Source organism: Hungatella sp. L36 (assembly GCF_014288035.1).
In genome coordinates, this window is sequence record NZ_JACOPC010000001.1 from 626,959 (window position 1) to 649,681 (window position 22,723).

At 51.4% G+C, this 22,723-nt stretch carries 21 protein-coding genes and 1 tRNA gene; 17 read left to right on the forward strand and 5 right to left on the reverse strand.

Annotation, left to right across the window (positions count from 1 at the left end):
* Nucleotides 1–63: 63 nt before the first annotated feature.
* The 7 genes from H8S80_RS02620 to H8S80_RS02650 all read left to right on the forward strand — a co-directional run bounded on the left by H8S80_RS02620 (nt 64) and on the right by H8S80_RS02650 (nt 4,913).
* Nucleotides 64–134: transfer RNA gene (locus tag H8S80_RS02620), tRNA-Trp, on the forward strand.
* Nucleotides 135–326: 192 nt separating this feature from the next.
* A complete protein-coding gene (locus H8S80_RS02625; protein ID WP_002600454.1) occupies nt 327–668 on the forward strand; it encodes a hypothetical protein in 342 nt (113 codons plus the stop codon).
* A 96-nt stretch (nt 669–764) separates the two neighbouring features.
* Nucleotides 765–1,286, forward strand: coding sequence for a metallophosphoesterase (locus H8S80_RS02630; RefSeq protein ID WP_002600453.1), 522 nt, complete (start codon nt 765–767; stop codon nt 1,284–1,286).
* A gap of 327 nt (nt 1,287–1,613) precedes the next feature.
* Nucleotides 1,614–1,856 carry an HPr family phosphocarrier protein gene (locus H8S80_RS02635; protein WP_002600452.1) on the forward strand — a complete coding sequence of 81 codons (243 nt, stop codon included), beginning with the start codon at nt 1,614–1,616 and terminating at the stop codon, nt 1,854–1,856.
* 44 nt (nt 1,857–1,900) lie between these two features.
* Complete coding sequence (locus H8S80_RS02640) at nt 1,901–2,053, forward strand: hypothetical protein (protein ID WP_181987847.1); 153 nt, start codon at nt 1,901–1,903, stop codon at nt 2,051–2,053.
* Nucleotides 2,029–4,407 (forward strand): ATP-dependent DNA helicase, encoded by a 2,379-nt coding sequence (locus H8S80_RS02645; RefSeq protein WP_117630169.1) that lies wholly within the window; start codon nt 2,029–2,031, stop codon nt 4,405–4,407. The genes H8S80_RS02640 and H8S80_RS02645 overlap by 25 nt, the downstream gene beginning before the upstream one ends.
* Complete coding sequence (locus H8S80_RS02650; protein WP_117630170.1) at nt 4,404–4,913, forward strand: GNAT family N-acetyltransferase; 510 nt, start codon at nt 4,404–4,406, stop codon at nt 4,911–4,913. Before H8S80_RS02645 ends, H8S80_RS02650 begins: the two co-directional genes overlap by 4 nt.
* 61 nt (nt 4,914–4,974) lie before the next feature.
* On the opposite strand, the gene H8S80_RS02655 is transcribed toward H8S80_RS02650, so the two are convergent.
* Nucleotides 4,975–5,850 carry a LysR family transcriptional regulator gene (locus H8S80_RS02655; protein ID WP_002600449.1) on the reverse strand — a complete coding sequence of 292 codons (876 nt, stop codon included), beginning with the start codon at nt 5,848–5,850 and terminating at the stop codon, nt 4,975–4,977.
* Nucleotides 5,851–6,124: 274 nt separating this feature from the next.
* Here H8S80_RS02655 and H8S80_RS02660 point away from each other — a divergent pair, with 274 nt between their 5' ends.
* Together H8S80_RS02660 and H8S80_RS02665 are read left to right on the forward strand one after the other, a co-directional pair.
* Nucleotides 6,125–6,721 carry a sigma-70 domain-containing protein gene (locus tag H8S80_RS02660; RefSeq protein WP_002600448.1) on the forward strand — a complete coding sequence of 199 codons (597 nt, stop codon included), beginning with the start codon at nt 6,125–6,127 and terminating at the stop codon, nt 6,719–6,721.
* A complete protein-coding gene (locus H8S80_RS02665; protein ID WP_002600447.1) occupies nt 6,718–7,332 on the forward strand; it encodes a histidine phosphatase family protein in 615 nt (204 codons plus the stop codon). Before H8S80_RS02660 ends, H8S80_RS02665 begins: the two co-directional genes overlap by 4 nt.
* A gap of 15 nt (nt 7,333–7,347) precedes the next feature.
* Here H8S80_RS02665 and H8S80_RS02670 read toward each other — a convergent pair whose 3' ends face one another.
* Nucleotides 7,348–7,521: a hypothetical protein gene (locus H8S80_RS02670; protein ID WP_002600446.1), complete on the reverse strand. Its 174-nt coding sequence runs from the start codon at nt 7,519–7,521 to the stop codon at nt 7,348–7,350.
* Complete coding sequence (locus H8S80_RS02675) at nt 7,518–8,129, reverse strand: hypothetical protein (protein ID WP_117630171.1); 612 nt, start codon at nt 8,127–8,129, stop codon at nt 7,518–7,520. The genes H8S80_RS02670 and H8S80_RS02675 overlap by 4 nt, the downstream gene beginning before the upstream one ends.
* Nucleotides 8,130–8,283: 154 nt before the next feature.
* On the opposite strand from H8S80_RS02675, the gene H8S80_RS02680 reads away from it, so the two are divergent.
* Both H8S80_RS02680 and H8S80_RS02685 read left to right on the forward strand, forming a co-directional pair.
* A complete protein-coding gene (locus H8S80_RS02680; protein WP_002600444.1) occupies nt 8,284–8,535 on the forward strand; it encodes a hypothetical protein in 252 nt (83 codons plus the stop codon).
* Nucleotides 8,536–8,843: 308 nt separating this feature from the next.
* Nucleotides 8,844–10,100: a 6-phosphofructokinase gene (locus H8S80_RS02685; RefSeq protein ID WP_002600443.1), complete on the forward strand. Its 1,257-nt coding sequence runs from the start codon at nt 8,844–8,846 to the stop codon at nt 10,098–10,100.
* Here H8S80_RS02685 and H8S80_RS02690 read toward each other — a convergent pair.
* Nucleotides 10,067–10,699 (reverse strand): CatA-like O-acetyltransferase, encoded by a 633-nt coding sequence (locus H8S80_RS02690; protein WP_117630495.1) that lies wholly within the window; start codon nt 10,697–10,699, stop codon nt 10,067–10,069. The genes H8S80_RS02685 and H8S80_RS02690 overlap by 34 nt on opposite strands.
* Before the next feature lie 189 nt (nt 10,700–10,888).
* The gene (locus tag H8S80_RS02695; protein WP_002600441.1) at nt 10,889–11,566 is read right to left on the reverse strand and encodes a FadR/GntR family transcriptional regulator; all 678 of its coding nucleotides are present in this window, start codon (nt 11,564–11,566) and stop codon (nt 10,889–10,891) included.
* Nucleotides 11,567–11,762: 196 nt separating this feature from the next.
* Between H8S80_RS02695 and H8S80_RS02700 the strand changes: the two genes are divergently transcribed.
* The 6 genes from H8S80_RS02700 (at nt 11,763) to H8S80_RS02725 (ending at nt 22,678) form a co-directional block, all read left to right on the forward strand.
* Entirely contained in the window at nt 11,763–12,323 is a 561-nt protein-coding gene (locus tag H8S80_RS02700) for a DUF2628 domain-containing protein (protein ID WP_243006286.1), read from the forward strand.
* Between the two features lie 153 nt (nt 12,324–12,476).
* Nucleotides 12,477–16,262 (forward strand): phosphoribosylformylglycinamidine synthase, encoded by a 3,786-nt coding sequence (locus H8S80_RS02705; protein ID WP_117630496.1) that lies wholly within the window; start codon nt 12,477–12,479, stop codon nt 16,260–16,262.
* A gap of 149 nt (nt 16,263–16,411) precedes the next feature.
* Entirely contained in the window at nt 16,412–17,839 is a 1,428-nt protein-coding gene (locus H8S80_RS02710) for a sulfatase family protein (protein ID WP_117630172.1), read from the forward strand.
* A gap of 4 nt (nt 17,840–17,843) precedes the next feature.
* Nucleotides 17,844–19,679, forward strand: coding sequence for a sensor histidine kinase (locus H8S80_RS02715; RefSeq protein ID WP_025530252.1), 1,836 nt, complete (start codon nt 17,844–17,846; stop codon nt 19,677–19,679).
* Complete coding sequence (locus H8S80_RS02720) at nt 19,657–21,201, forward strand: response regulator transcription factor (RefSeq protein ID WP_117630173.1); 1,545 nt, start codon at nt 19,657–19,659, stop codon at nt 21,199–21,201. Before H8S80_RS02715 ends, H8S80_RS02720 begins: the two co-directional genes overlap by 23 nt.
* A complete protein-coding gene (locus tag H8S80_RS02725) occupies nt 21,176–22,678 on the forward strand; it encodes a sulfatase (protein WP_117630174.1) in 1,503 nt (500 codons plus the stop codon). Before H8S80_RS02720 ends, H8S80_RS02725 begins: the two co-directional genes overlap by 26 nt.
* Nucleotides 22,679–22,723 lie beyond the last annotated feature (45 nt).

A 22,723-nucleotide genomic window follows, 5' to 3' on the forward strand; every position in this document is an offset into this window, starting at 1 on the left:
ATTTAAAAACAGGTATGCTATACTCTCATAGTGTTCAGATGAAACATGAATGAAACAAGCCATAGGGGAATAGTTCAATGGTAGAGCAACGGTCTCCAAAACCGTAAATGGGGGTTCGAGCCCCTCTTCCCCTGCTCAGTAAAAAGTGTGAACGGATAAGAAAAAGCTGGAAAGTCCTTGATCAGTAAGGAGTTCCGGCTTTTCTTTTTTTGCGGAGTAAGAGTGGCATACGCATTCTTTATGCTTCCCTTTGAATACCGGATGTGTTATAATCTTAAAAAGAATATACGTTCGGGCTGAAGACCACTTGATGATGAGGTGCCTATATGAAAAAAGCGATACTATACAAGATCAGTTATCTGGTTGAGGTGGATGAAGAAGAGGTCAGCGACCATAAGGGGAAAGAGAAGTTCTGGAAGCTGGCGTGGGGCAAACTGCCGGAGCAGGAGATTGTGCTGGATGATCAGCATAAGGCGGAATGGCAGTCAACCAGCACGATTTATCTGGATCCGCTGACGATGAACTGCGGCCAGTGCGCGAAGTGTCATGGCTGGACCACGGACCGGGAGAAGCCTGATCCGATCCGGGGATTGTCGAACGGAGCGACGGTGAACGGCGAGCTGCTCTGTGACGAGTGCCTGCCGGAACACCATCCGTGGGCTTTTTGAGACTGTGAAGTGCCCGGGAATCGGTTGCTGTTAATCCCCTGGGGAATATGATATACTAAACGAATTCGTATTTGTAAAAAACAGCCGGGAGGAATTATGGGAGATATCTATCTGATTTCTGACACACACTTTGGTGATTCGGGGGCCATCCTCAGATATGAGGGAAGACCCTTTCAGGACGGAAGAGAAATGAATGAACAGATGATCGAGAACTGGAACCGTGTGGCCGGAGCGGAGGACACGGTGTACCATCTTGGGGATTTTGCCTGCTACCTGAGCAGGGAAGAGATTAAGGAGATTGCGAACCGGCTGAATGGGAGAAAGATACTAATTGCAGGTAATCATGACCGGATGTTTACGACCAGGGACTGGCTGGACTTTGGCTTCGATGAGGTGTATTTTCTGCCTGCCGTGCTGGCGGATTTTTACATCCTGTCCCATGAGCCTGTGTATGTGAATATCAACAGCCCTTATGCCAATATCTTCGGTCATGTACATGGGAATCCCATGTACCAGGACGTATCCGCCAGGAGCTTCTGCGCCTGTGTGGAGCGGATCGGTTATGCGCCTGTCCCCTTCGAATCGGTGAAGCAGGCGATCCTGGATCAAAACAGGTAGAGGAGCGTTTTTTACCGGCATGTCCCTGTAATACGGACAGTTGTGCGGGGAGGCACGAACCCTCTGGTCGTTTTATATGAAAATAATAGGGTATTTCTGTAAAAATAGATGACGTACAAAGTTATAAATGAGAATCATTCCCGACATTAGTATTTGGTGATTGCAAAAGTGCATAGTGGTAAATCACAGACATCCTTCAAACAAAGCAAAATGCACAAGAAAAGGTGACATTTCTCTTCATGAAACGTAATTTGACAAATTGCGTCAGAAGTGATATAAATGTTTCAACAACTTTTTAACTGTTTATTTTGAGAAGGAGTCATGATTATGAAACAGTATAAGATTATGTTACCAGGCGTTGCCGAAGCAAAAGAGTTTGTTGCTGCTGCTACAAAATGTGATTTCGATATAGACGTATATTACAATAGAGTGACCATCGACGCAAAGTCTATATTAGGTGTGTTGAGCCTTGATTTAACGAAGGCTCTTACCGTGGAGTTTAACGGAGAGAATGTAGAATTCGAAACATACTTATTGGAAAAAGCACCGAGCAGGATTCATGCGGCATAAGCAGCAGGACACTCGACAAGCGACAGGAAAGGGAATTGTGATCCATGGGGACACAGTTCCCTTTTTCTGTCTGCTGGCCGCGATGCGGGGTGGGGCTGGCAGCAGCGGCAGTGGTTATGATGGCTGTCACAGGCTGGTTTAAGAACTTCGTTCAGGAAAGGAGGGTACCGGAATGGCTGACGGGGAAAAGAAAGTAATTAAAATATCGGTCCGTAACCTTGTGGAATTCGTGATGCGTTCCGGTGACCTGGACAACAGGCGGACTGCAGGGGCAGAGAAGACGGCCATGCAGGAGGGAAGCCGGATACACCGGAAGATCCAGCGGCGCATGGGGGCGGATTACCACGCGGAGGTGGTATTAAAGCATCTGGTGGAGGAAGAGCAGTTTGAGATCCTGGTGGAGGGCCGGGCTGACGGCATTATTGAGAAGCCATCGGGCGTCACCATCGACGAGATCAAGGGCGTCTACATGGATCTCTATTATCTGAACGACCCCATCGAGGTCCACATGGCTCAGGCCATGTGCTACGGCTACTTCTACTGCTTCGATCATCAGCTGACCGGGGCCGTGATGCAGCTGACCTACTGCAATATCGAGACAGAAGAGATCAAGCGTTTCCAGTCGGAAAAAAGCTTTGAGGAGCTGGAAAACTGGTTTGCCGGACTGATCCACGAGTACGTGAAGTGGGCCGATTACTTATACCACCACGGCCTGCGGCGGGATGAGTCCATTAAGGATCTGGAATTTCCCTATCCTTACCGGAAGGGGCAGAAGGAGCTGGCAGTATCGGTCTACCGCAGCATTGCGCGTAAGAAGAATCTGTTTATTCAGGCGCCCACCGGTATCGGAAAGACGCTGTCCACCGTCTATCCGGCGTTAAAAGCCATCGGCGAGGGCCTTGGGGACAAGCTGTTTTATCTGACGGCGAAGACCATCACGCGCGGTGTGGCGGAGGAGACGTATGAGATCCTGCGGAAAGGCGGCCTGTACTTCAGCACGGTCACGATTACGGCAAAGGAGAAGCTCTGCTTCCTGGAGAAGCCGGAGTGCAATCCGGACGCCTGCCCCTATGCCAAAGGCCATTTCGACCGGGTGGGGGATGCGGTGTTTGACGTGATTCACCAGGAAGCGGGGATCACCAGGGAGACGGTCTTAAAGTATGCGGAGCAGCACCGGGTATGTCCTTTCGAATTCTGCCTCGATATCAGCAACTGGGTCGACGGTATCATCTGCGACTACAACTATGTATTTGACCCCAATATCAGGCTGAAACGGTATTTTTCCGAGGGAATATCGGGAGACTATCTGTTCCTTGTGGATGAGGCGCACAATCTCGTGCCCAGGGCGAGGGAGATGTACAGCGCGGTGGTGTATAAGGAGGACTTTCTTCTTATTAAAAAGATCGTGAAACCGAAGGACCAGAAGCTGGCCGGGCTTTTAGACCGGTGCAACAAGCAGCTGCTGGAGATGAAGCGGGAATGCGAGGGCTACACGATCCTGACGGATATCAAACTGTTTATGACTGCCGTCATGTCGCTGTTCGGTGAGATGGAGAAATTCATGGACAGCTTTCCGGAATTTGAGGACCGCGATCTGGTGCTGGATTTTTACTTTGCGCTCCGGGATCTGCTGAACACCTATGACCGGGTGGATGAGAATTACCGGATCTATACGGAATTTTTATCGGATGGACGCTTTATGCTCCGGCTGTTTAATATGAATCCGGCGAGGAACTTGAAAGAGTGCCTGGATAAGGGCAGCAGCACTGTGTTTTTCTCTGCCACATTGCTGCCTGTCCAGTATTACAAGGAGCTGCTGAGCGGGAATCAGGAGGAATACGCCGTGTACGCGGAATCCCCCTTCGACCGGGACAAACGGCTCCTGCTGGCGGCAAACGACGTCAGCAGCCGCTACACGAGAAGAAATGAGCGGGAATTCAAGAAGATCGTCGAGTATATCCGGAGGATTGTCTCGGCCCATGCGGGTAACTATATGGTATTTCTGCCGTCCTATCAGTATATGCGGGAGGTGGAACAGCTGCTTGCCGGGCTGGACGAGGGTGGGAAGGAGTTCGCATGGCTCGCCCAGTCGTCCCACATGACAGAACAGGAGCGGGAGGTTTTTCTGGAGGAGTTTCAGGAGGACAGGGAGGATTCCTTCGTGGGCCTGTGTGTGATGGGCGGCGTGTTTTCGGAGGGGATCGATTTAAAGGAAGGACGGCTCATCGGGGCGATTATCGTGGGGACGGGGCTTCCCATGGTGTGCACGGAGCAGGAGATCCTTAAGGGATATTTCGATGAGAAGGAGCAGAAGGGCTTCGACTACGCGTATCAGTATCCCGGCATGAACAAGGTGATGCAGGCGGCCGGGCGGGTGATCCGAACCGTGTCCGATGAGGGCGTGATCGCCCTGCTGGATGACCGTTTTTTAAAACCGGACTATCAGGCACTGTTCCCCAGGGAATGGGATGGCTATTACGCCGTGAACTTAAACAGCGTGTCCGGGATTGTGACAGAATTCTGGGAAGAAAGGGAGAGACAAAGGCTATGATGAAACTGAGACTTCGGCCCTGCAAGAGGGAAGACGGCAGGGAAGTAATGAAATGGTTCTCCGATGAGAGGCAGATGCGCATGTGGTGCCGCGACGGATTTACCTTTCCGCTGACGGACGGGCAGATGGACGCCTATTACGCGGAGCTGGAGCGCGATCCCCGTGCATGGGGCTTTACGGCCCTGGATGAAGACGGGAAACTGGTCGGAAGCTTTAAAATGGCTGCGGCGGATTATGAGGCGGACAGCGTCCATATGGGATACATTGTCCTGGCGCCGGAGGTGAGAGGACGCGGCGTGGGGCAGCAGATGGTGTCCATGGCCGTAACGTACGCCGTGGAGCTTCTCGGTATGAAGCGGGTGACGCTCAAGGTATTCGACTGCAATCCAGGCGCGAAGCACTGCTACGAAAAGGTGGGATTCCGGGAAGAGGAGTATCGAAAGGAAGACTTTCCTTACCGGGAGGAGATGTGGGGGAATTCTCTGATGGCATACAACCGGCGCTGACCGGGCGGTCCCTGCCGAAGCGTGTGTGAAAATCACTTTCCGACACGCTCCGCCGGGGCGCTTACATCATGTCCATAAACTGTTTGGAAGCCTGGGAAACGGGAAGGCTTTCATTATAGGCGACGATCATCTGGCGTGCGGGCATCTTTTCCGTGAGCTTGACGATGAATAAGTCTTTGTCATTTTCCGGGATGCAGAAATCGGGAACAAAGGCGATTCCCAGGCCGATTCGTGCCAGATCGATCAGCAGATCGTTGCTGCTTAGCTCGATCTCCGGAACCAGATCCAGCTGTTCCCGCTGGAACATATGGTGCAGGAATTCGCTGGTAGTGCTCTTCCTGTCCAGCATCAGGATGGGGTATGTCTGCAGCTTCTGCAGGCTGACCGTCTCGCCCTTCAGCGGGAAATACTCCTGATTGGCGACGAAGACGTCGTGAAATTCATTGATCACCCGGACGTTCTGTGAATTGGAGAGGCCCGAGTTAGGATAGTTGGTGATGATGAAATCAACCTGTCCGTTCTCCAGTAAGTGGGCGCACTCGATGGAGGTCTGGTTGGTGACTTTTATATGAACGTTGGGGTAAGCCTTGTGGAAGCGGTTTAAGTACGGAATCAGATAGTAACGGCAGATGGTGTCGCTGGCGCCGATGCGCAGCTGGCCGCCGTTCAGGGTGTTGGCCTCCAGAAGCTGATTTTCCCCTTTTTGAATCAAATTGATGGCGGGTTCCACGTGTTTTAAGAGAATCTCGCCTTCCGGGGTAAGTTGGACTTTTTTCGTGCTCCGGATGAAGAGCGTCTGATTCAGCTTTTTCTCCAGCACTTTGATGGACTGGCTGACCGCCGACTGTGAAATAAACAGCTGTTTCGACGCTTCGGAGAAGCTCAGAGTGGCAGCAACATGGTAAAATACTTTATACAATTCATAATTAATATCCATTATTAGTCCTCCTTATAAATCTAAGGACATTCTATCACGAATGCGATGGATTTGTAAAGGAAATTGACAAAAATACCAGATTATGGTAACTTGGTGTAACAGTTCAAACGGCGGAAAAATCAGTGCAAAGGCGGGCGTTAAGCTTGCTTATAAGACCGTTTTTGCACTGATTTTTACATCGGATGGATATCCGATGCTTCTTGACCGTTTTTGGGTCAAGAAGATGAGCTGTCTGAACTATTACAACTTAGCAGTCAGAAGGAGAGTAAGATTTATGCATGACGATTTTTATCAGATGTACCTGGAAGAAATGAAAGCGATCACTCCCTGTACGCAGGAGGAGAACACGCAGCTGTTAAATGACGCCGCGGCCGGGAATGAGGGGGCGAAGAAGCGCCTCATCGAGGGGAATCTGGAAGCCGCCTTAACCTGTGCGAAAGCGTATGACGGAAAGGGAGTACTTTTGACGGACCTGGTCGCCGAGGCGAACATGGCGCTGACCATGGCCGTGACGGAATTCTTAACCAATCCGGGAGACGGTGATTTCGAGGGCTTTTTGACGGCACGGATGAAGGAAGCGCTTGATCTGGCTGTGGAGGAGGAAGAGTCCGCGGAGCAGACCGGAGAGGAACTGGCTGCCAGAGTCAACGTACTGCAGACCGTATCCCAGGCGCTTGCCAGGGAGCTGGGGCGTGAGGCTGCGGTGGAAGAGCTGGCGGATAAGATGAAGATGACTGTAGATGAAGTGAAGGACATCATGAAGATGGCCATGGATGCCATGAGCATGAATGCGGAAAACGCGGATCTGGAAGAACTGGCAGAAGTGGAAGGAATAGAAATTACTGAGGCTGCGGAGGATGAAGAGGAATGAAACTATATCTGATACGCCATGGACAGACGGACTGGAATATCCAGGGAAAGATTCAGGGCAGTCACGACATACCCTTAAATGACACGGGAAGAGCCCAGGCGAAGCTTGTGGCGGAGGGGATGGACAGCCGGCCGGTGACAAAGATATTTTCCAGCACGCTGATGCGGGCGGTGGAGACGGCGCGGATGATCGGCGACCGCCAGCAGGTGGAGACTTATCTGGTTCCGGGACTCATCGAGGTGGAATTCGGCAAATGGGAAGGCATGACCTGGGACGAGATAAAGGAACAGTATCCGGCAGAGTATGAGCGCTGGTCCATCAATCCGGTGGATGTGGCGCCGCCCGGCGGTGAAACCCAGATGGAGGCCATGGAACGGGTAGCAGGGGCCATCGAAGCCGTCATGGAGATGACAAACGGCCGGGAAGATATCGCGGTCGTGTCCCACGGTGCGACCATGGCTTATATTGTCGCCTATTTAATGAGAAACCATCCGGAAGAAGCGGAGATTATAGTAGATAACGCCAGCATTACTACCGTGAATTACAATCCCATCACGCAGGATTATATGCTGCTGGAGGTGAACGACACCGCGCATCTCTGTAAGAGGTAGCGGCACTCTGTACGTTTACCGGGGCACGGAATGAGACAATTGGATAAAGAGTATTGCAAACAGCATGGGAATCACCGCATATCCGGGGCTTACCTGGCCTCTCTGCAGCAGGACGTAGAGAGAGCCTAAAAGGGTCAGCACGGTAAAGATCAGCGCGAGGGTTTTAAATGCTGTTTTTTTCATATTCATGGTGTGTTCCTTTCTTTTTCGCTTCCGGGGAGTGTCTCACCGGAGAACTGGAGGGTGACGGCTTTGACTTCTTTATACTGTCTGCCAGACAGCTTTTCCGGTTCCTCATAGTCGTCTGTATTTGGAAAGATGACGGAATCGGAGTCGGTGTATGCCACGATACCGAGGGGGATTTTTTCATCTGTCCGGATGGGGGAAGTCTCTGTCAGCCAGGAATCCGCAGTATTTTTATAATGGCTGGAACCGAGCATGACTTCGTACCGGCCCTCCCCGCAGGAAAAGGTAATGGAGTCATCGGAAAACAGAATGGCGACGCGGTCATCTTCCTGGCCGGACTGGCTGAAAACCGAGGAAGCGACGGTTTCCCACTGCCCCTGTTCGTTCAGCGTTTCGACGGAAAAAAGAAGAGAAGAAATCCCGGGTTCCGTTTTATAATCATATAATTTTACACTGCGTCCGGTCTCAATCAAGGCGACAGTCTGCTGTTCCTTTTCCGTCAGCTCAGCCTTCTGAATTGTCATGGCGCCGTCCTGTTTCCCGGAACATCCGGCTAACAGAAAAACAAGACTGAACGCCAGCACAGTTCTTATGGATCGTATTTTTTCCATAGATATCTCCTTTTTCGTTTGTTTTTTCATTATATCATATTGGAACGGAGAAGTAATGGATATTTGTTATTTATGGAATAAGTTCCCACTTTTTTACATATACTAAAAAAGAATGATACAACCTATAACAGGAAAGAAAAGGAGCGTTTTCAATATGGCGAGAGGCGTAAGAAAATCACCGGTGGAAAAATTACAGGATCAGTTAAATGAGGTAAGAGAGAGCATCAAACAGTATGAGAACTGCCTCGTTACCTTAAAAGAAAAGGAAAAAGCATTAAACGAACAGATCGAACTGGAGGAGTTTAAAACAATCCGCGGCCTGCTCACAGAACAGGGAATCGGAATGGAAGAATTGAAAGAAATGCTGGAGTCGAATGTGACCGCAGTGGAAGAGCAGAGCGCGTAACACGCCCTGCTTTTTTATTTCACAGGAAAGTTCGTCCTGTGAAATAAAAACCCTCCGGGGGATGCGCACTACGCGCTGAGGAAATATGGCCGCTGAAGCGACCGCGCTCCGGCGCGAGAGTCCGGCTTGCCGGACTCTTTGTTTGCATGAGGTCGAAAAATGGCTTGTATTCATTGTAAAACAATGAAAATTTGTGAATAAAATATCTACAGTTGACTTTTACAATTTCTCTATATTATGATAGGAGCGTAGGAATTGTAAGTACTTACAAAAACAAAAAATAATCATGGTCATGGAGGATTGCGGAGATGAAAGAAGTAAGAGGAAATGTAATTGTCGGCCAGTCAGGCGGACCCACGGCGGTCATTAATTCCAGTCTTGCAGGTGTCTATAAGACAGCAAAGGACAGGGGAGCAAAAAAGGTTTTCGGGATGCTGCACGGTATTCAGGGACTGCTGGAAGAACGGTACGTGGATCTGTCGGAACACATCAAAAATGATCTGGATATTGAACTGTTAAAGAGAACTCCCTCCGCCTATTTAGGCTCCTGCCGTTACAAACTGCCGGAGATCTGTGAAGACCAGGAGATCTATAAAAAGATCTTTTCCATTCTGGATAAACTGGAGGTGGAATACTTCTTCTATATCGGCGGCAATGACTCCATGGATACGATAAAAAAACTCTCCGATTACTCCATCTTAAACGGCAGCAGGATCCGGTTTATGGGCGTGCCGAAGACCATTGACAATGATTTAGCCGCGACGGATCATACACCGGGATATGGCAGCGCCGCAAAATACATAGGTTCCATCACGAAGGAGGTAATCCGTGACGGCCTGGTGTATGACCAGCAGAACGTAACGCTTTTGGAAATCATGGGCCGCAACGCCGGCTGGCTCACGGGCGCGGCCGCCCTTGCCAAGTGTGAGGACTGCGAGGGGCCGGATATGATCTTTCTCCCTGAGATTCCCTTTGATGTGGAGAACTTCATGAAAAAGGTGGAAGAGCTGCACAAGCGGAAAAAATCCGTGGTGGTTGCGATTTCAGAGGGTGTGAAGATGGCGGATGGACGCTACGTCTGTGAGCTGACCGACACCATCGATTACGTGGATGCCTTTGGCCACAGGCAGCTGACCGGGACCGCACGTTATCTTGCCGAGAAGATTTCACGGGAAGTCGGATGCAAGACGAGGGCCATCGAGTTTAACTCCCTCCAGCGCTGCGCCTCCCATATCGTGTCACGGGTTGATATTACCGAGGCGTTCCAGGTGGGCGGCGCAGCCGTCAAAGCGGCGTTCGAAGGGGAGACAGGCAAGATGATTATCTTAAAGCGCGTCTCGGACGACCCGTATATCTGTGTGACCGATATCTACGACGTCCATAAGGTGGCAAATGTGGAGAAAAAGGTGCCGAGGGAGTGGATCAATGAGGCGGGCGACTACGTGACCGAGGAGTTCGTAAGCTATATCAAGCCGCTCATTCAGGCGGAGCTGACGCCGATCATGGTAGATGGGCTGCCAAGGCATCTGTATTACACAGACGTGGAACAAAAACAGTCCAGGTAGTCTTGCAGAAGCTTTGCCAGCTTTCCGATGTGAACGCCATCCACAAAGGAGTGGTGCACCTGTACCGAGAAAGGAAGCAGTGTCCTTCCGTCCCGTTCGAAATACCTTCCCCAGTCGAACAGCGGTGTGGCATTGTCCCTGCTGCCGGAATCGGTGTGGGAAATGTGGGTAAAGGATACCCATGGAAATGCGGAGAACTGGAAGATATCATTCCCCATGGGGCCGGTGAAATAATCCTTCTGATTCTGCTCCGTGCGCTTCGCCAGGGCGACGTATTCCTCCAGGGTATCTTTCATCCCGACATTTACAACCTTAAAAAGCTCCGTATCCGGATTCAGATACGTGAAGGACGTGTGGATCCGGTCAAACACAACAGGCTGGCCATCCACAAAGCGGCAGCGGAATTCTTTGATTCGGTTGGCACAGTCCGCAACGGCATAGACGAAGGAAAAGGTAAAGGAATACCCCTTTTCCCGCATAGCGGTGAGAAAATTGGTGATATCCAGTTCAAAGCTGACACAGTATTGCGGCTGGGCGCTGTTTCGGAAAATCTGGTAGTGAAGGGCCCGGTCCCAGGTGGTTAAGTCGATGAGTTCCATCATGGTTTTCCTCCTTTTGTTTTGAGTGATTGATATGAGATATAGCTGCGGGTCTCCTGCGTAAATGCAGGGTTTAATGTGATTATAGACCGAAAGAGATACGATGTCAATGAGACATGGTATGACTGAAAGATAAAATAAAAAATCAGATGTCCGGCGGATAGATGCGCGGATATCTGATTTTTATTTTTACTCTATATTCAGTTCTTTTATTGCGTGAAGTATGTGGATTTTCATTGCATTTCTGGCGCCTTCCGGATTTCTCTGTTCCAGAAATTCCATGATCATGCGGTGGTCCTCCATGGTGTGGTTTTTTACCTGCTCATTTCTTTCGGACAGGACGACGCCCTTTGAGATGGCCTGATAGAGGACAGGCATCAGCTTATTCATAAATTCATTGTGTGTGGCCTGGGCAATTGCGCGGTGGAATGCGTGTTCATCGTCAGTCCGGTCCCGGTTTGAGAGAATCTCCTGTTCGATATGTTCCCCGATCTCCAGGATCCGTCTGATCTCCGCCTCAGTTCCGCGCAGGGCGGCAAGGGCGGCGGCTTCCGGCTCGAAGATGAGCCGCATCTCATACAAGTCCTTTGCATTGGCTTTCACATCGGCCAGCTGTTCAAAATCCTGTGTTTCATTTAATGCTTCCTCCGTGACAAAGGTGCCGATCCCCCGGCGGATCTCCAGAACGCGGTACGCGGCCAGAATCTTTACGGCTTCCCGCAGGGTGGTCCTGCTGACATGAAGCTCGTCCGCCAGATCCTGTTCGTTGGGGAGCCGGTCCCCGGGGGCAAAACGTTTTTCGATTGTGATCATTGAGCGGATGTTTTCTGCGGTGTTTTGGGAGAGCATTTTATTCTGAGCAGTCATGAGCGGTTATGCCTTTCTGATGTTTGGTGATTTTATTTTCAGTTTGCTGATTTTCAGACCTTCCTGTTTCTATATTATACTATGGTTGCCGGGCAACATCAAATATAAAAAAAGTAAACCATTTTCCACAAAGCATGCTATAATAAAACAGATTATGGAAAATGCCGTTTGAGTGATGCGGCGGACGTAAGGAGAGGTGAAGACAGAAGTGAATGGGGAACGCATGACCGACGTAAGGATCGGTGAGTATCTCGTCTCAGATATCATGACGTGTGTCGGAAAAAAGAGCGCCGTTTATCTGAGAAAGTTCGAGCGGGTTCATGAGAAAGGCTGCAGCTTTAACTGGTGTGCGGCGCTGTTTACCGCGTTATGGTTTGCCTACCGCAAAATGTGGAAGGCAGCGGCGGCTATTATGGGCTTCAATGTGATTTATACGATGGTGTTGTCCGTCCTGGAGAACACGATGCTGACGGCGGACAACGCGCTGGTGTTCATGAGTGCGGCGGCCGGTCTGTTTGTCTTATCCATGATCGTGTTCGGGCTGCTGGGCGACTGGCTCTACAGCCGCCATATAAATGCCATTCTCGATGAACAGGGATGCCGCGGAAGGCGTGCCGTCCAGAAGGATGCACTCATGGATTCTCTTCAGAAAGCCGGAGGAACCAGTATAAAAGGGATGGTCATTCTGTGGGCAGCGAGCCTGGTGCTGCAGTGGGCGATCACCTGGCTGATTTCTTTCCTTCTACAGGCAGTATAAATATAAGATACAATAATTAATACCATAAGATATATTAATTTTTCTAATTGATATATCTTGTGGTATTATTATATCAACGAGAAGTAAAGGGGGCAGTGCGTCCCGATGAAACATAAAGATTGGAACTTAATGATATTTTCCAAGGAGGAAATTATGAGCGTAAGAAGAGTGTATGTAGAGAAGAAACCGGCCTATGCCGTAAAGGCCCATGAGCTTAAGGAGGAGATTGCCAGCTATCTTGGGATAGTAACCGTGACGGATGTACGTGTTCTGATTCGCTATGACATCGAGAATTTATCCGAGGAGACTTATAAGACAGCGCTTGAGACAATTTTTTCCGAGCCGCCGGTGGACGAGGTCTACGAGGAGACATTTCCGAGAAATGAAAATGACGTGGTGTTTGCAGTGGAGTACCTGCCGGGCCAGTTCGATCAGAGGGCCGATTCTGCGGAGCAGTGTGTGAAGCTTTTGAAGGAAGACGAGGAGCCGGTGATCAAATCGGCCACGACCTATGTGATTTCCGGAACCGTGACAGAGGCGGAAGCTGCGGATATCAAGTCCTTCTGCATCAATCCGGTGGATTCCAGAGAAACGGATGAGACAAAGCCGGAGACGCTTTTAACCGTGTTTGAGACACCGGCCGACGTTATCATATTCGACGGGTTCCAGAGCTCCCAGGAAGGCGCGTTAAAGGAGTTGTACGATTCCCTGAACCTTGCTATGACCTTTAAGGATTTTAAGCATATTCAGAACTATTTCAGGGACGAGGAGAAGAGAGACCCGTCCATGACGGAGATCCGCGTCCTGGATACGTACTGGTCCGATCACTGCCGCCATACCACATTCCAGACAGAATTGAAGGATGTGACATTTACAGAGGGCGATTACCGGGTTCCGATCGAAACGACGTACCAGAAGTACTTAGCCGACCGTGAGGTGGTGTTAAAGGGAAAGAGCGGCAAGTTCGTCTGTCTGATGGATCTGGCGCTGATGGCCATGAAGAAGCTGCGCATGGAGGGCAAACTGGATGATCTGGAAGTATCCGACGAGATCAACGCCTGCAGCATCGTGGTGCCTGTGGAAATCGATGGAAAAGAGGAGGAGTGGCTCGTCAATTTCAAGAATGAGACACACAACCATCCGACGGAGATCGAGCCGTTTGGCGGCGCTGCCACCTGTCTTGGCGGAGCTATCCGTGATCCGCTGTCCGGACGTACGTATGTATACCAGGCTATGCGTGTGACAGGGGCTGCCGATCCGACAAAACCGTTAAATGAGACGTTAAAGGGCAAGCTTCCTCAGAGAAAGATCGTGACCGGCGCGGCCAGCGGATACAGCTCCTACGGCAACCAGATCGGTCTTGCCACCGGATATGTAAAAGAAATTTACCATCCCAACTACGTGGCAAAGCGCATGGAGATCGGCGCCGTCATGGGCGCAGCTCCACGTAAAAATGTAATCCGCGAGACCTCTGATCCGGGTGATATCATCATTTTGCTGGGCGGACGTACCGGACGTGACGGCTGCGGCGGCGCTACCGGTGCCTCCAAGGTACATACGGAGGCGTCCATCGAGACCTGCGGCGCCGAGGTCCAGAAGGGAAATGCGCCAACCGAGCGAAAGATTCAGAGACTGTTCCGCCGTGCGGAAGTCAGCAGCATCATTAAGAAATGCAACGATTTCGGCGCAGGCGGAGTATCCGTTGCCATCGGCGAGCTGGCTGACGGCTTACAGATTGATTTAGACAAGGTTCCGAAGAAGTATGCCGGTCTGGATGGAACAGAGATCGCCATCTCCGAGAGCCAGGAGCGTATGGCTGTCGTCATCGATCCGAAGGACGTAAAACAGTTTTTAGCCTACGCTGCGGAGGAGAACTTAGAGGCCATCGAGGTTGCCGTGGTGACCGAGGAGCAGCGTCTGGTGATGAACTGGAGAGGCAGAAATATCGTGGATATCAGCCGCGCGTTCCTGGATACGAACGGTGCCCATCAGGAGGCTTCCGTCGTTGTGGAGGTCCCGAACAGGGTAAGCGCTTCCAACTCCGGTTTGGCGGAAGGAAAGGAAGGCAGAGCGTTTGACAGGAAGGAGATTTCTGACGTCCGGGGTGAGTGGATGAAGGTGCTTTCCGACTTAAATGTCTGCTCCCAGAAGGGGCTGGTAGAGATGTTCGACGGTTCCATCGGCGCGGGCAGCGTGTTCATGCCTTACGGCGGTAAATACCAGCTGACAGAGACGCAGTCCATGGTGGCGAAGCTTCCGGTACTTGCTGGAAAGACAGATACGGTGACGATGATGAGCTACGGCTTTGATCCGTATTTATCCAGCTGGAGCCCGTATCACGGCGCTGTTTATGCGGTTGTTTCCTCTGTAGCCAAGATCGTGGCCGCAGGCGGTGACTATAAGAAGATCCGTTTTACCTTCCAGGAGTACTTCCGCCGGATGACGGAGGAGGCCTCCCGCTGGAGCCAGCCGTTCTCCGCTCTGCTTGGAGCATACGAGGCTCAGCTGGGCTTCGGACTTCCATCCATCGGCGGAAAGGACAGCATGTCCGGAACCTTCAATGAGATTGACGTTCCGCCGACACTGGTATCCTTTGCCGTGGATATTGCCGATCAGAAGCACATCATCACTCCGGAGTTTAAGAAGGCAGGCAGTAAGATTGTTGTGTTCCATATAGAGAAAGACCAGTATGATTTGCCGGTTTATGAACAGCTCATGGATGGGTATGAGAAGCTTTATCATGAGATTACTGCGGGCAGAGTCATTTCCGCGTATGCGGTGGAAGGCCATGGTTTGGCTGAATCCGTGGCAAAGATGGCGTTCGGCAACAAGCTGGGCGTTAAGATCGAGCACAATGTGGACCCGAGAGATTTCTTCGCTCCGGACTGGGGCTCCATCGTCTGCGAGGTTCCGGACGGTAAAGTGGGTGAGTTGTCTATTTCCTATACAGTCATCGGCGAAGTGACAGACCGCGGAGTCCTGGAATACGGCAGCACGGCCATCACCATGGACGAGGCGCTGAACGCATGGACAGAGACGCTGGAAAATGTGTTCCCGACCAGATCGGGTGTTGCAGATACGCCTGTGACGGAAGCGCTCTACGATACAAAGGACATCTATGTCTGCAGGAATAAGGTTGCAAAACCGAACGTATTTATTCCGGTATTCCCGGGTACCAACTGCGAGTACGACAGCCGAAAGGCATTTGAGCGGGCCGGTGCAAATGTGGTGACAAAGGTATTTAAGAATATGAGTGCCGATGACATCAGAGAGTCCGTGGAGGCGTACAGAGAAGAGATTGCCAAAGCCCAGATCGTCATGTTCCCGGGCGGCTTCTCCGCTGGCGACGAGCCGGAGGGGTCCGCGAAATTCTTCGCAACCGTATTCCGCAACGCGGTGATCAGGGAAGAGATCGAAAAGCTGTTAAATGAGCGCGACGGCCTGATGCTGGGCATCTGCAACGGCTTCCAGGCGCTGATCAAGCTGGGTCTGGTGCCGGAAGGAACCATCACGGCGCAGAGAAATGATTCTCCGACTCTGGCTATGAACACCATCGGACGCCACATTTCCAAGATGGTTTATACGAAAGTAGTGACGAACAAGTCTCCGTGGTTACAGGGAGCCGAGCTTGGCGGCGTATACTGCAATCCGGCATCTCACGGCGAGGGCCGTTTTGTGGCCAATGATGATTGGATTAAAAAGCTGTTCGAGAACGGCCAGGTAGCGACGCAGTACGTGGATGAGAACGGGAATCCGACGATGGACGAGTTCTGGAACCCGAACGGTTCCTATATGGCGATCGAGGGCATCACAAGCCCGGATGGCAGAATTTTGGGCAAGATGGCTCACTCCGAGAGACGGGACGAGGCAGTTGCCATGAATATTTATGGGGAGCAGGATTTGAAGATATTCGAATCCGGTGTGAAGTATTTTAAATAAGAGAATAACAGGAATGGGAGCAGAAAAATGGCGGACAGCGATTTTTCTGCTCCTGTTTTGCTTTACATTTAAAAAACAATTCGCTATACTAAAGATAAATGTTCGACTTGCCGCAGCTATTACCACAAGTAATAGTAAGGAGAACAAAAATGAGTACAAAAAAACCAAATATTGTTTTTATATTATCTGACGATCAGGGAGCATGGGCCATGGGCTGCTCCGGCAATGAGGAGATTATCACACCGAACCTGGATAAGCTGGCAGCGGAAGGCATGCGTTTCGAGAACTTCTTCTGCGCATCGCCGGTATGCTCTCCGGCGCGGGCGTCACTTCTGACGGGGAGAATTCCGTCTCAGCACGGCGTTCACGACTGGATTCGCGACGATAATAAAAAACAGGAGGATATAGAATATCTTGCAGGTCAGACTGCCTATACCGACATCCTGGCACAGGAAGGATACGTGTGCGGCCTGTCCGGCAAATGGCACCTGGGGAAGAGTTCTGTACCTCAAAAGAGTTTTACACACTGGTTTGCGCACAAATCTGGCGGAGGCCCTTATTATGGTGCTCCTTTTTACAGAGAGGGCCGTCTGGTCTATGAACCTGGTTATGTCACGGATGTCATCACGGATGACGCCATTTCTTTTTTGAAAGAGCATGCGGGAAAGCAGCCTTTCTATCTTCATGTGGGCTATACGGCGCCTCACGCGCCCTGGCTTAACAACCATCCGAAAGAATACACCGATTTATATGAGAATTGCCGGTTTTTGTCCTGTCCCATGGAGAAAGAGCATCCCGACAGTATTTATCTGACGAAGGAAGTCTTACAGGACTTGCGGGCGAATCAGATCGGATATTATGCAGCTGCCACCGCCATGGACTATAATATTGGACGAATCCTGGAGCAGCTTGATGAACTGGGGATCCGGGAAGAGACCCTGGTGATCTTTGGCAGCGATAATGGGTTCAGCTGCGGCCATCACGGCTTCTGGGGAAAGGGCAACGGTACCTTCCCAATCAATATGTACGAATCTTCCGTTAAGGTTCCGATGATTATGAGCCAGCCAGGGGTGATCGGGCCGGGGATGGTGAATTCCTCGCTCTTGTCTGCATATGACTTTATGCCGACACTGCTCGATTATGCTGGTATCGAGGGAACGGATCGTGGGGAGAAGCTTCCGGGGAAAAGCTTCCTTCCGGCACTTCTGGGGCAGGAATTTCATCAGGGAGAATCCATTGTGGTGATGGATGAGTACGGTCCCAACCGTATGATCCGCGGGACCAGATATAAGTTTATAAAACGGTATCCTTACGGCCCCAATGAGCTGTACGATCTGCAGGAGGATCCGGGAGAGCGGAGTAACCTGCTTCTGGCGGGGAACGAGAAGGATGAGGAGATCGGAAGAACGATGAATTACGAGCTGGAACAGTGGTTTATCAAATACGTCAATCCGGAAATCGACGGGGCTAAGGAGCCCGTGTTCGGCTCCGGCCAGATCGGCCTTGCCGGACTCTGGAGCAAGGGGGAGGTATCCCACAGCTGCGACGATTACATCAAAGAAAAGTTAAAAGAATGAGCGGGTGAGCGAGATAAAAAAGTATTGGGAGAAGTTTAAACAGGCGTCCGGGAAACTGAAGACTCAGTTGTATTTAGGATACGGCGTTACCTTTGCCGTCCTTTCCATCCTGATTATCAGCTTTCTGTTTCTGGGAGTAAAACAGCTGATGATGGACCAGATCGGCCAAAGCCGTCTGGATGTATTAAAACAGATTTCAGAGCGTTCCAACACCATAAAAAACAGCACCATCACCATATCCAATCTATACCGGTATGATGAAGAGGTGCAGAGATGCTTAAATGAGAACGGCCTCTCGGAGGAAGAGATGGGGCAGGCCGGACGCTACTTGGACGGGGTGAAGGAGAACTACGACAGGGTATTTCACGATGTGGGGGTGGCCTACGACGTGGTGATCCTGGGAGATAATGGATTCCGTTACGCCTCCAGAGGGCGGGACCACTACGATTTTGACGGGCTGGAGAGCCAGCTCTGGTATAAGCGGAGCTACGACGCGGAAAATGATATCGTGTTTATCAGCAGCTTCCGGGAGAAGTTTGATTTATCGAGCAGGGAAGAGCGGTACGTATTCGCAGCATTCCGCCGGGTGGCCGGAACGGAAGGCGGGGAAACGGGAACGATTCTCGTCAATGTGGATGAAAAATATCTGGAAGACTTATACGGAACGGCCGAAGACCGGAGCAACCTCTATATTTTCGATAAGAAGGGCAACATTGTCTCCAGCCGGGAGAAATCCCTGCTTGGAAAGAACTTTATCGGAGTTGATAATTTCAGACGGCTTTACGGGGAGAATGAGTACCACATTATCAAAAAGCTGGGACAGGACTATCTGCTGTCCAACTACTATGATCCCCAGACCGGCTGGACGATTGTGGAAGAGATGCCGTGCGCCGTTATACTGCAGCCTTTAAACCAGGCGCTGGTGCTTCTCCTGGCGATTGTAAGCGGCTGTCTCCTGGTCGGAACGGGAGCGGCCTGTTATATGTCGGAACGGATATCGAAGCCGATCCTGAAGCTCTGCCGCCTGATGGACCGGGTGAAGCAGGGAGATTTTGACGTGATCAGCGACATCCGGGGATACGAGGAGGTCAATCAGCTGAAGGACAGCTTTAACGAGATGGCGGCTGAGATTAAGAAGCTTTTGGAGGACATTCGGGACAATGAGATGCAGAAGCGCAAGTCGGAGATGGATTTCTTAAGGGCGCAGATCAATCCGCATTTCCTCTATAATACGCTGTTTTCGATCCAGTGCATGATCGAACTGAAAAAGAATGACCAGGCAGTTCTGATGATGGCGGCCTTTACCGATCTTCTGAAGAAGACGCTGTCTGTGGACACGGATTTCATCACCCTGAAGGAGGAGTTTGAGAGCACGGAAAAATACCTGGCGCTGCAGCAGATCCGGTATGGGGACAAGGTCCATTATGAGTGCGAGATGGGGGCGGAGACGGAGCGGTGCCTCGTTCCTGCGCTGATTATACAGCCGATTGTAGAGAATGCCATCTTCCATGGAATCGAGGCAAAGGCGGAGGCGGGGCTTATTATCGTGGAATCCGTTGTGTCGGAGGGAGCCCTGCTGATCACCGTCTCCGATGACGGCGTGGGGCTTGACGAGAAGGAGCTTGCCCGGATGACGGCGCAGTTTGGTGAACGGGAATACCAGTCCGGAAGATCCATCGGAATTCTCAATGTGTTAAACCGGATCAAGATTAATTTTGGAGAAGAGTACGGGCTTACGGTGGAAAGCGAGCCGGGAATCGGCACCTCGGTTACCATGAGGTTTCCCGTGGTGCTTAAAGAGATGCAAGGGGTAAATTATGAAAATACTGATAGTAGATGACGAGAGAATGATATGCGAGTGGCTTCAGTTCTGTATCGGGCAGAACCCGGAGTGCCAGCTGACCGGCTGCGCCCATAACGGAGAGCAGGCACTCGCCCTGTTTCAGGAAAATGAACCGGACGTGGTTTTTACGGATATCAAGATGCCGGTTATGGGAGGTCTTGAGCTTTTAAAGCGGATTAAGGAGATCTCGCCGGAGACGGTTGTGGTCCTTTTGACCGCCTTTGCCGAATTCGATCTGGCCAGGGAGGCCATACGGCAGGGCGGAGACGACTACCTGCTTAAGACGGAGATGAACAACCAGTCGTTTAAGGAGGTTCTGGAACGGTTAAAAAAACGGGTGACTAAGCACGAGGTATCCAGAGGCGGGGCAGAGACGGAGAGCACCGGCCGCCAGCATTCCATTATCGGCGATATTCTGCGGGAGGGAAGGACTCTGGGGGAAGAGGATGTAAAGAAACTTAAGGAATGCAATATCCGGTGGCGTGATGAGGGGCTGTTTGCCGTGGCCGTGTGGAAAAAAGAGGTGCTGGAGGAATTCATCCTTCCGGAGAATCCGGAGGTTCACCATGTGGTGGGATTCGAATACGACAGGCTTACGTACGTGATTGTGGGGAATCTGGAACGGGACCGGACGGAACTGCAGAAAATCCAGCTGCTGCATGAGTATGGGACAGCTATCGTACAGAAAAACCGTTGTATGGCGGGAATCAGCACGGTGACGGGCAGTCTCGCCCATGTGGCGGACGCGATTATCGAGGCAGCCTGCAGCTTAAGCCGCGGTTATTATATGGAAAAAGAGAAGGTCTGGCCGGCGGAGATGGCGGGAAACGAGATTCGCAGCCTCGTGAAGCGATGGGAGAGCGGATACCGGAAGACGCGGCGCGAGCTCTACGAGGTGTCCGGCCAGGAATTCTACCAGACCATGGAGGCAGTGCTGGACCATGCGAAGCAGGAGGGTGTATTTCCGGTCTGTATGTTTGCCGCTTTCTGCTGTGATGCCATGGAGATGGCCTATATGCGCTTTGCCGGTGAGGATGCAAAGCTGATGCACCACATGCTTCTGGAGGAGAAGCGGGCGGTAAGCGAGTCTGTCAGCTACGCGGAAAGCTGCAAAAAGGTGACGGAATTTATCCGGAACGCGCTGGCCTACCAGGAGATGGACGAGAGAAATCTGTCAAAGGGGGTGGCTGCAGCCGTGGACTACGTGAGACACCATTACAGCGAACCGATCAGCCTGGAGAGCGTGTCCAGGGAGGTTCATTTAAATACGGAGTATTTGTCGAGAATTTTTAAGGAGGAGACAGGCTGTACCTACAGCACATTTCTCTCTGAGACAAGGCTTCAGAAGGCGGCTTATCTGCTGTCTCATACGCCGGAGCGCGTCCAGAAGATCGCGGAATCGGTGGGATATCCGAATGTCAGTTATTTCTCGACGACTTTTAAGAAACGCTACGGGGTCAATCCCTATGAATACAGGAGAGGAGAAGAAAAAGATGCGGGTAATCATGGTAATGTTTGATTCATTGAACCGGAATATGCTGAATCCTTATGGAGGGAACCTGGCGGCCACGCCCAACTTTAACAGGCTGGCGGAGCATTCCGTCACATTTGACAACTGCTACGCGGGGAGTCTTCCCTGTATGCCGGCCAGGAGGGAGCTTCACACGGGGCGGTATAATTTTCTGCACCGGAGCTGGGGGCCGCTGGAACCATTCGACGATTCCATGCCGGAGCTTTTAAATCACAGCGGAATTCATTCCCATATGGTGACGGACCATTACCACTATTTTGAGGATGGGGGCGCCACCTACCATACGAGATACCGGACGTGGGAAGGCTTTCGGGGGCAGGAGGGGGATGCCTGGAAGGGCGTTGTTTCCCCGGATCAGATTCCGGAAGGATACAGAAACCGCTGTGACGGGGTGGCAGATAACTGGGAACACAATTGGGTTCCGCAGGATTTTGTCAACCGTTCTTATATGGAGACCGAGGAAAAACAGCCGCAGAGCCTGACGTTTGAAGCCGGATGCAGTTTTATCCGGACAAATCACGGGGCGGATCAGTGGTATTTACAGATTGAGACCTTCGATCCTCATGAGCCGTTTTTCTCCCAGGAAAAGTTTAAGAAGCTGTTTCCGGATCCCTATAACGGCGGCGTCTATGACTGGCCGGATTACCGGAAGGTGGATGAGCGGGACACGCCGGAAGAGATTCTTCACCTGAGGGCGGAATACGCGGCGCTGCTGACCATGTGTGACGAGAAGCTGGGAGAGGTGCTGGACCTGCTGGACGAGTACGGCATGTGGAAGGACACCATGGTCATTGTAAACACAGATCACGGTTTTCTGCTGGCTGAGCACGGTCAGTGGGCCAAATGCCACTGCCCTTTCTACAATGAAGTGGCCAGAATTCCGCTGTTTATCTGGGATCCGGTGACGGGGGCCAGGGGAATTCACGCGGACAGCCTGGTTCAGACCATCGATCTGCCGGCGACGATTCTCGCTCAGTTCGGGCTCCGGCTGCCGGAGGACATGGAGGGAGTTCCGCTCCAGCCGGTGCTTGCAGACAGTGGGAAAGCGGTGAGAAAAGCGGCGCTGTACGGCATTTTCGGAGGGCAGATCAACTGTACCGACGGGAGATATGTCTATATGAGGAGTCCTGTGGATACAGATACCGGGATTTATCAGTACACGCTGATGCCGACCCGCCATGGCGGCCGCAGAGCGTTTATCGAAAACGGGGAACTGGAGAAGATGACGCTGTCAGAAGGCCTGTCCTTTACCAAGGGGCTTCCGGTCTTAAGAATTCCATATGAGAAGGAAGTTGGCCAGGCGAAGTACGATACCATGCTGTTTGATCTGGAGAATGATCCCGGCCAGGAGCATCCGATACACGATGAAGAGGCAGAGCGGTATATGGCAGCGCTCATGGCGGAACGGATGAAGGAAAACGGCTGCCCGGAGGAAATTTTTATGAGATACGGCTTAAAAAAGTAAAACCTTGCATTTTATGGAAGGAATCTATATAATGGTCGTATCAGC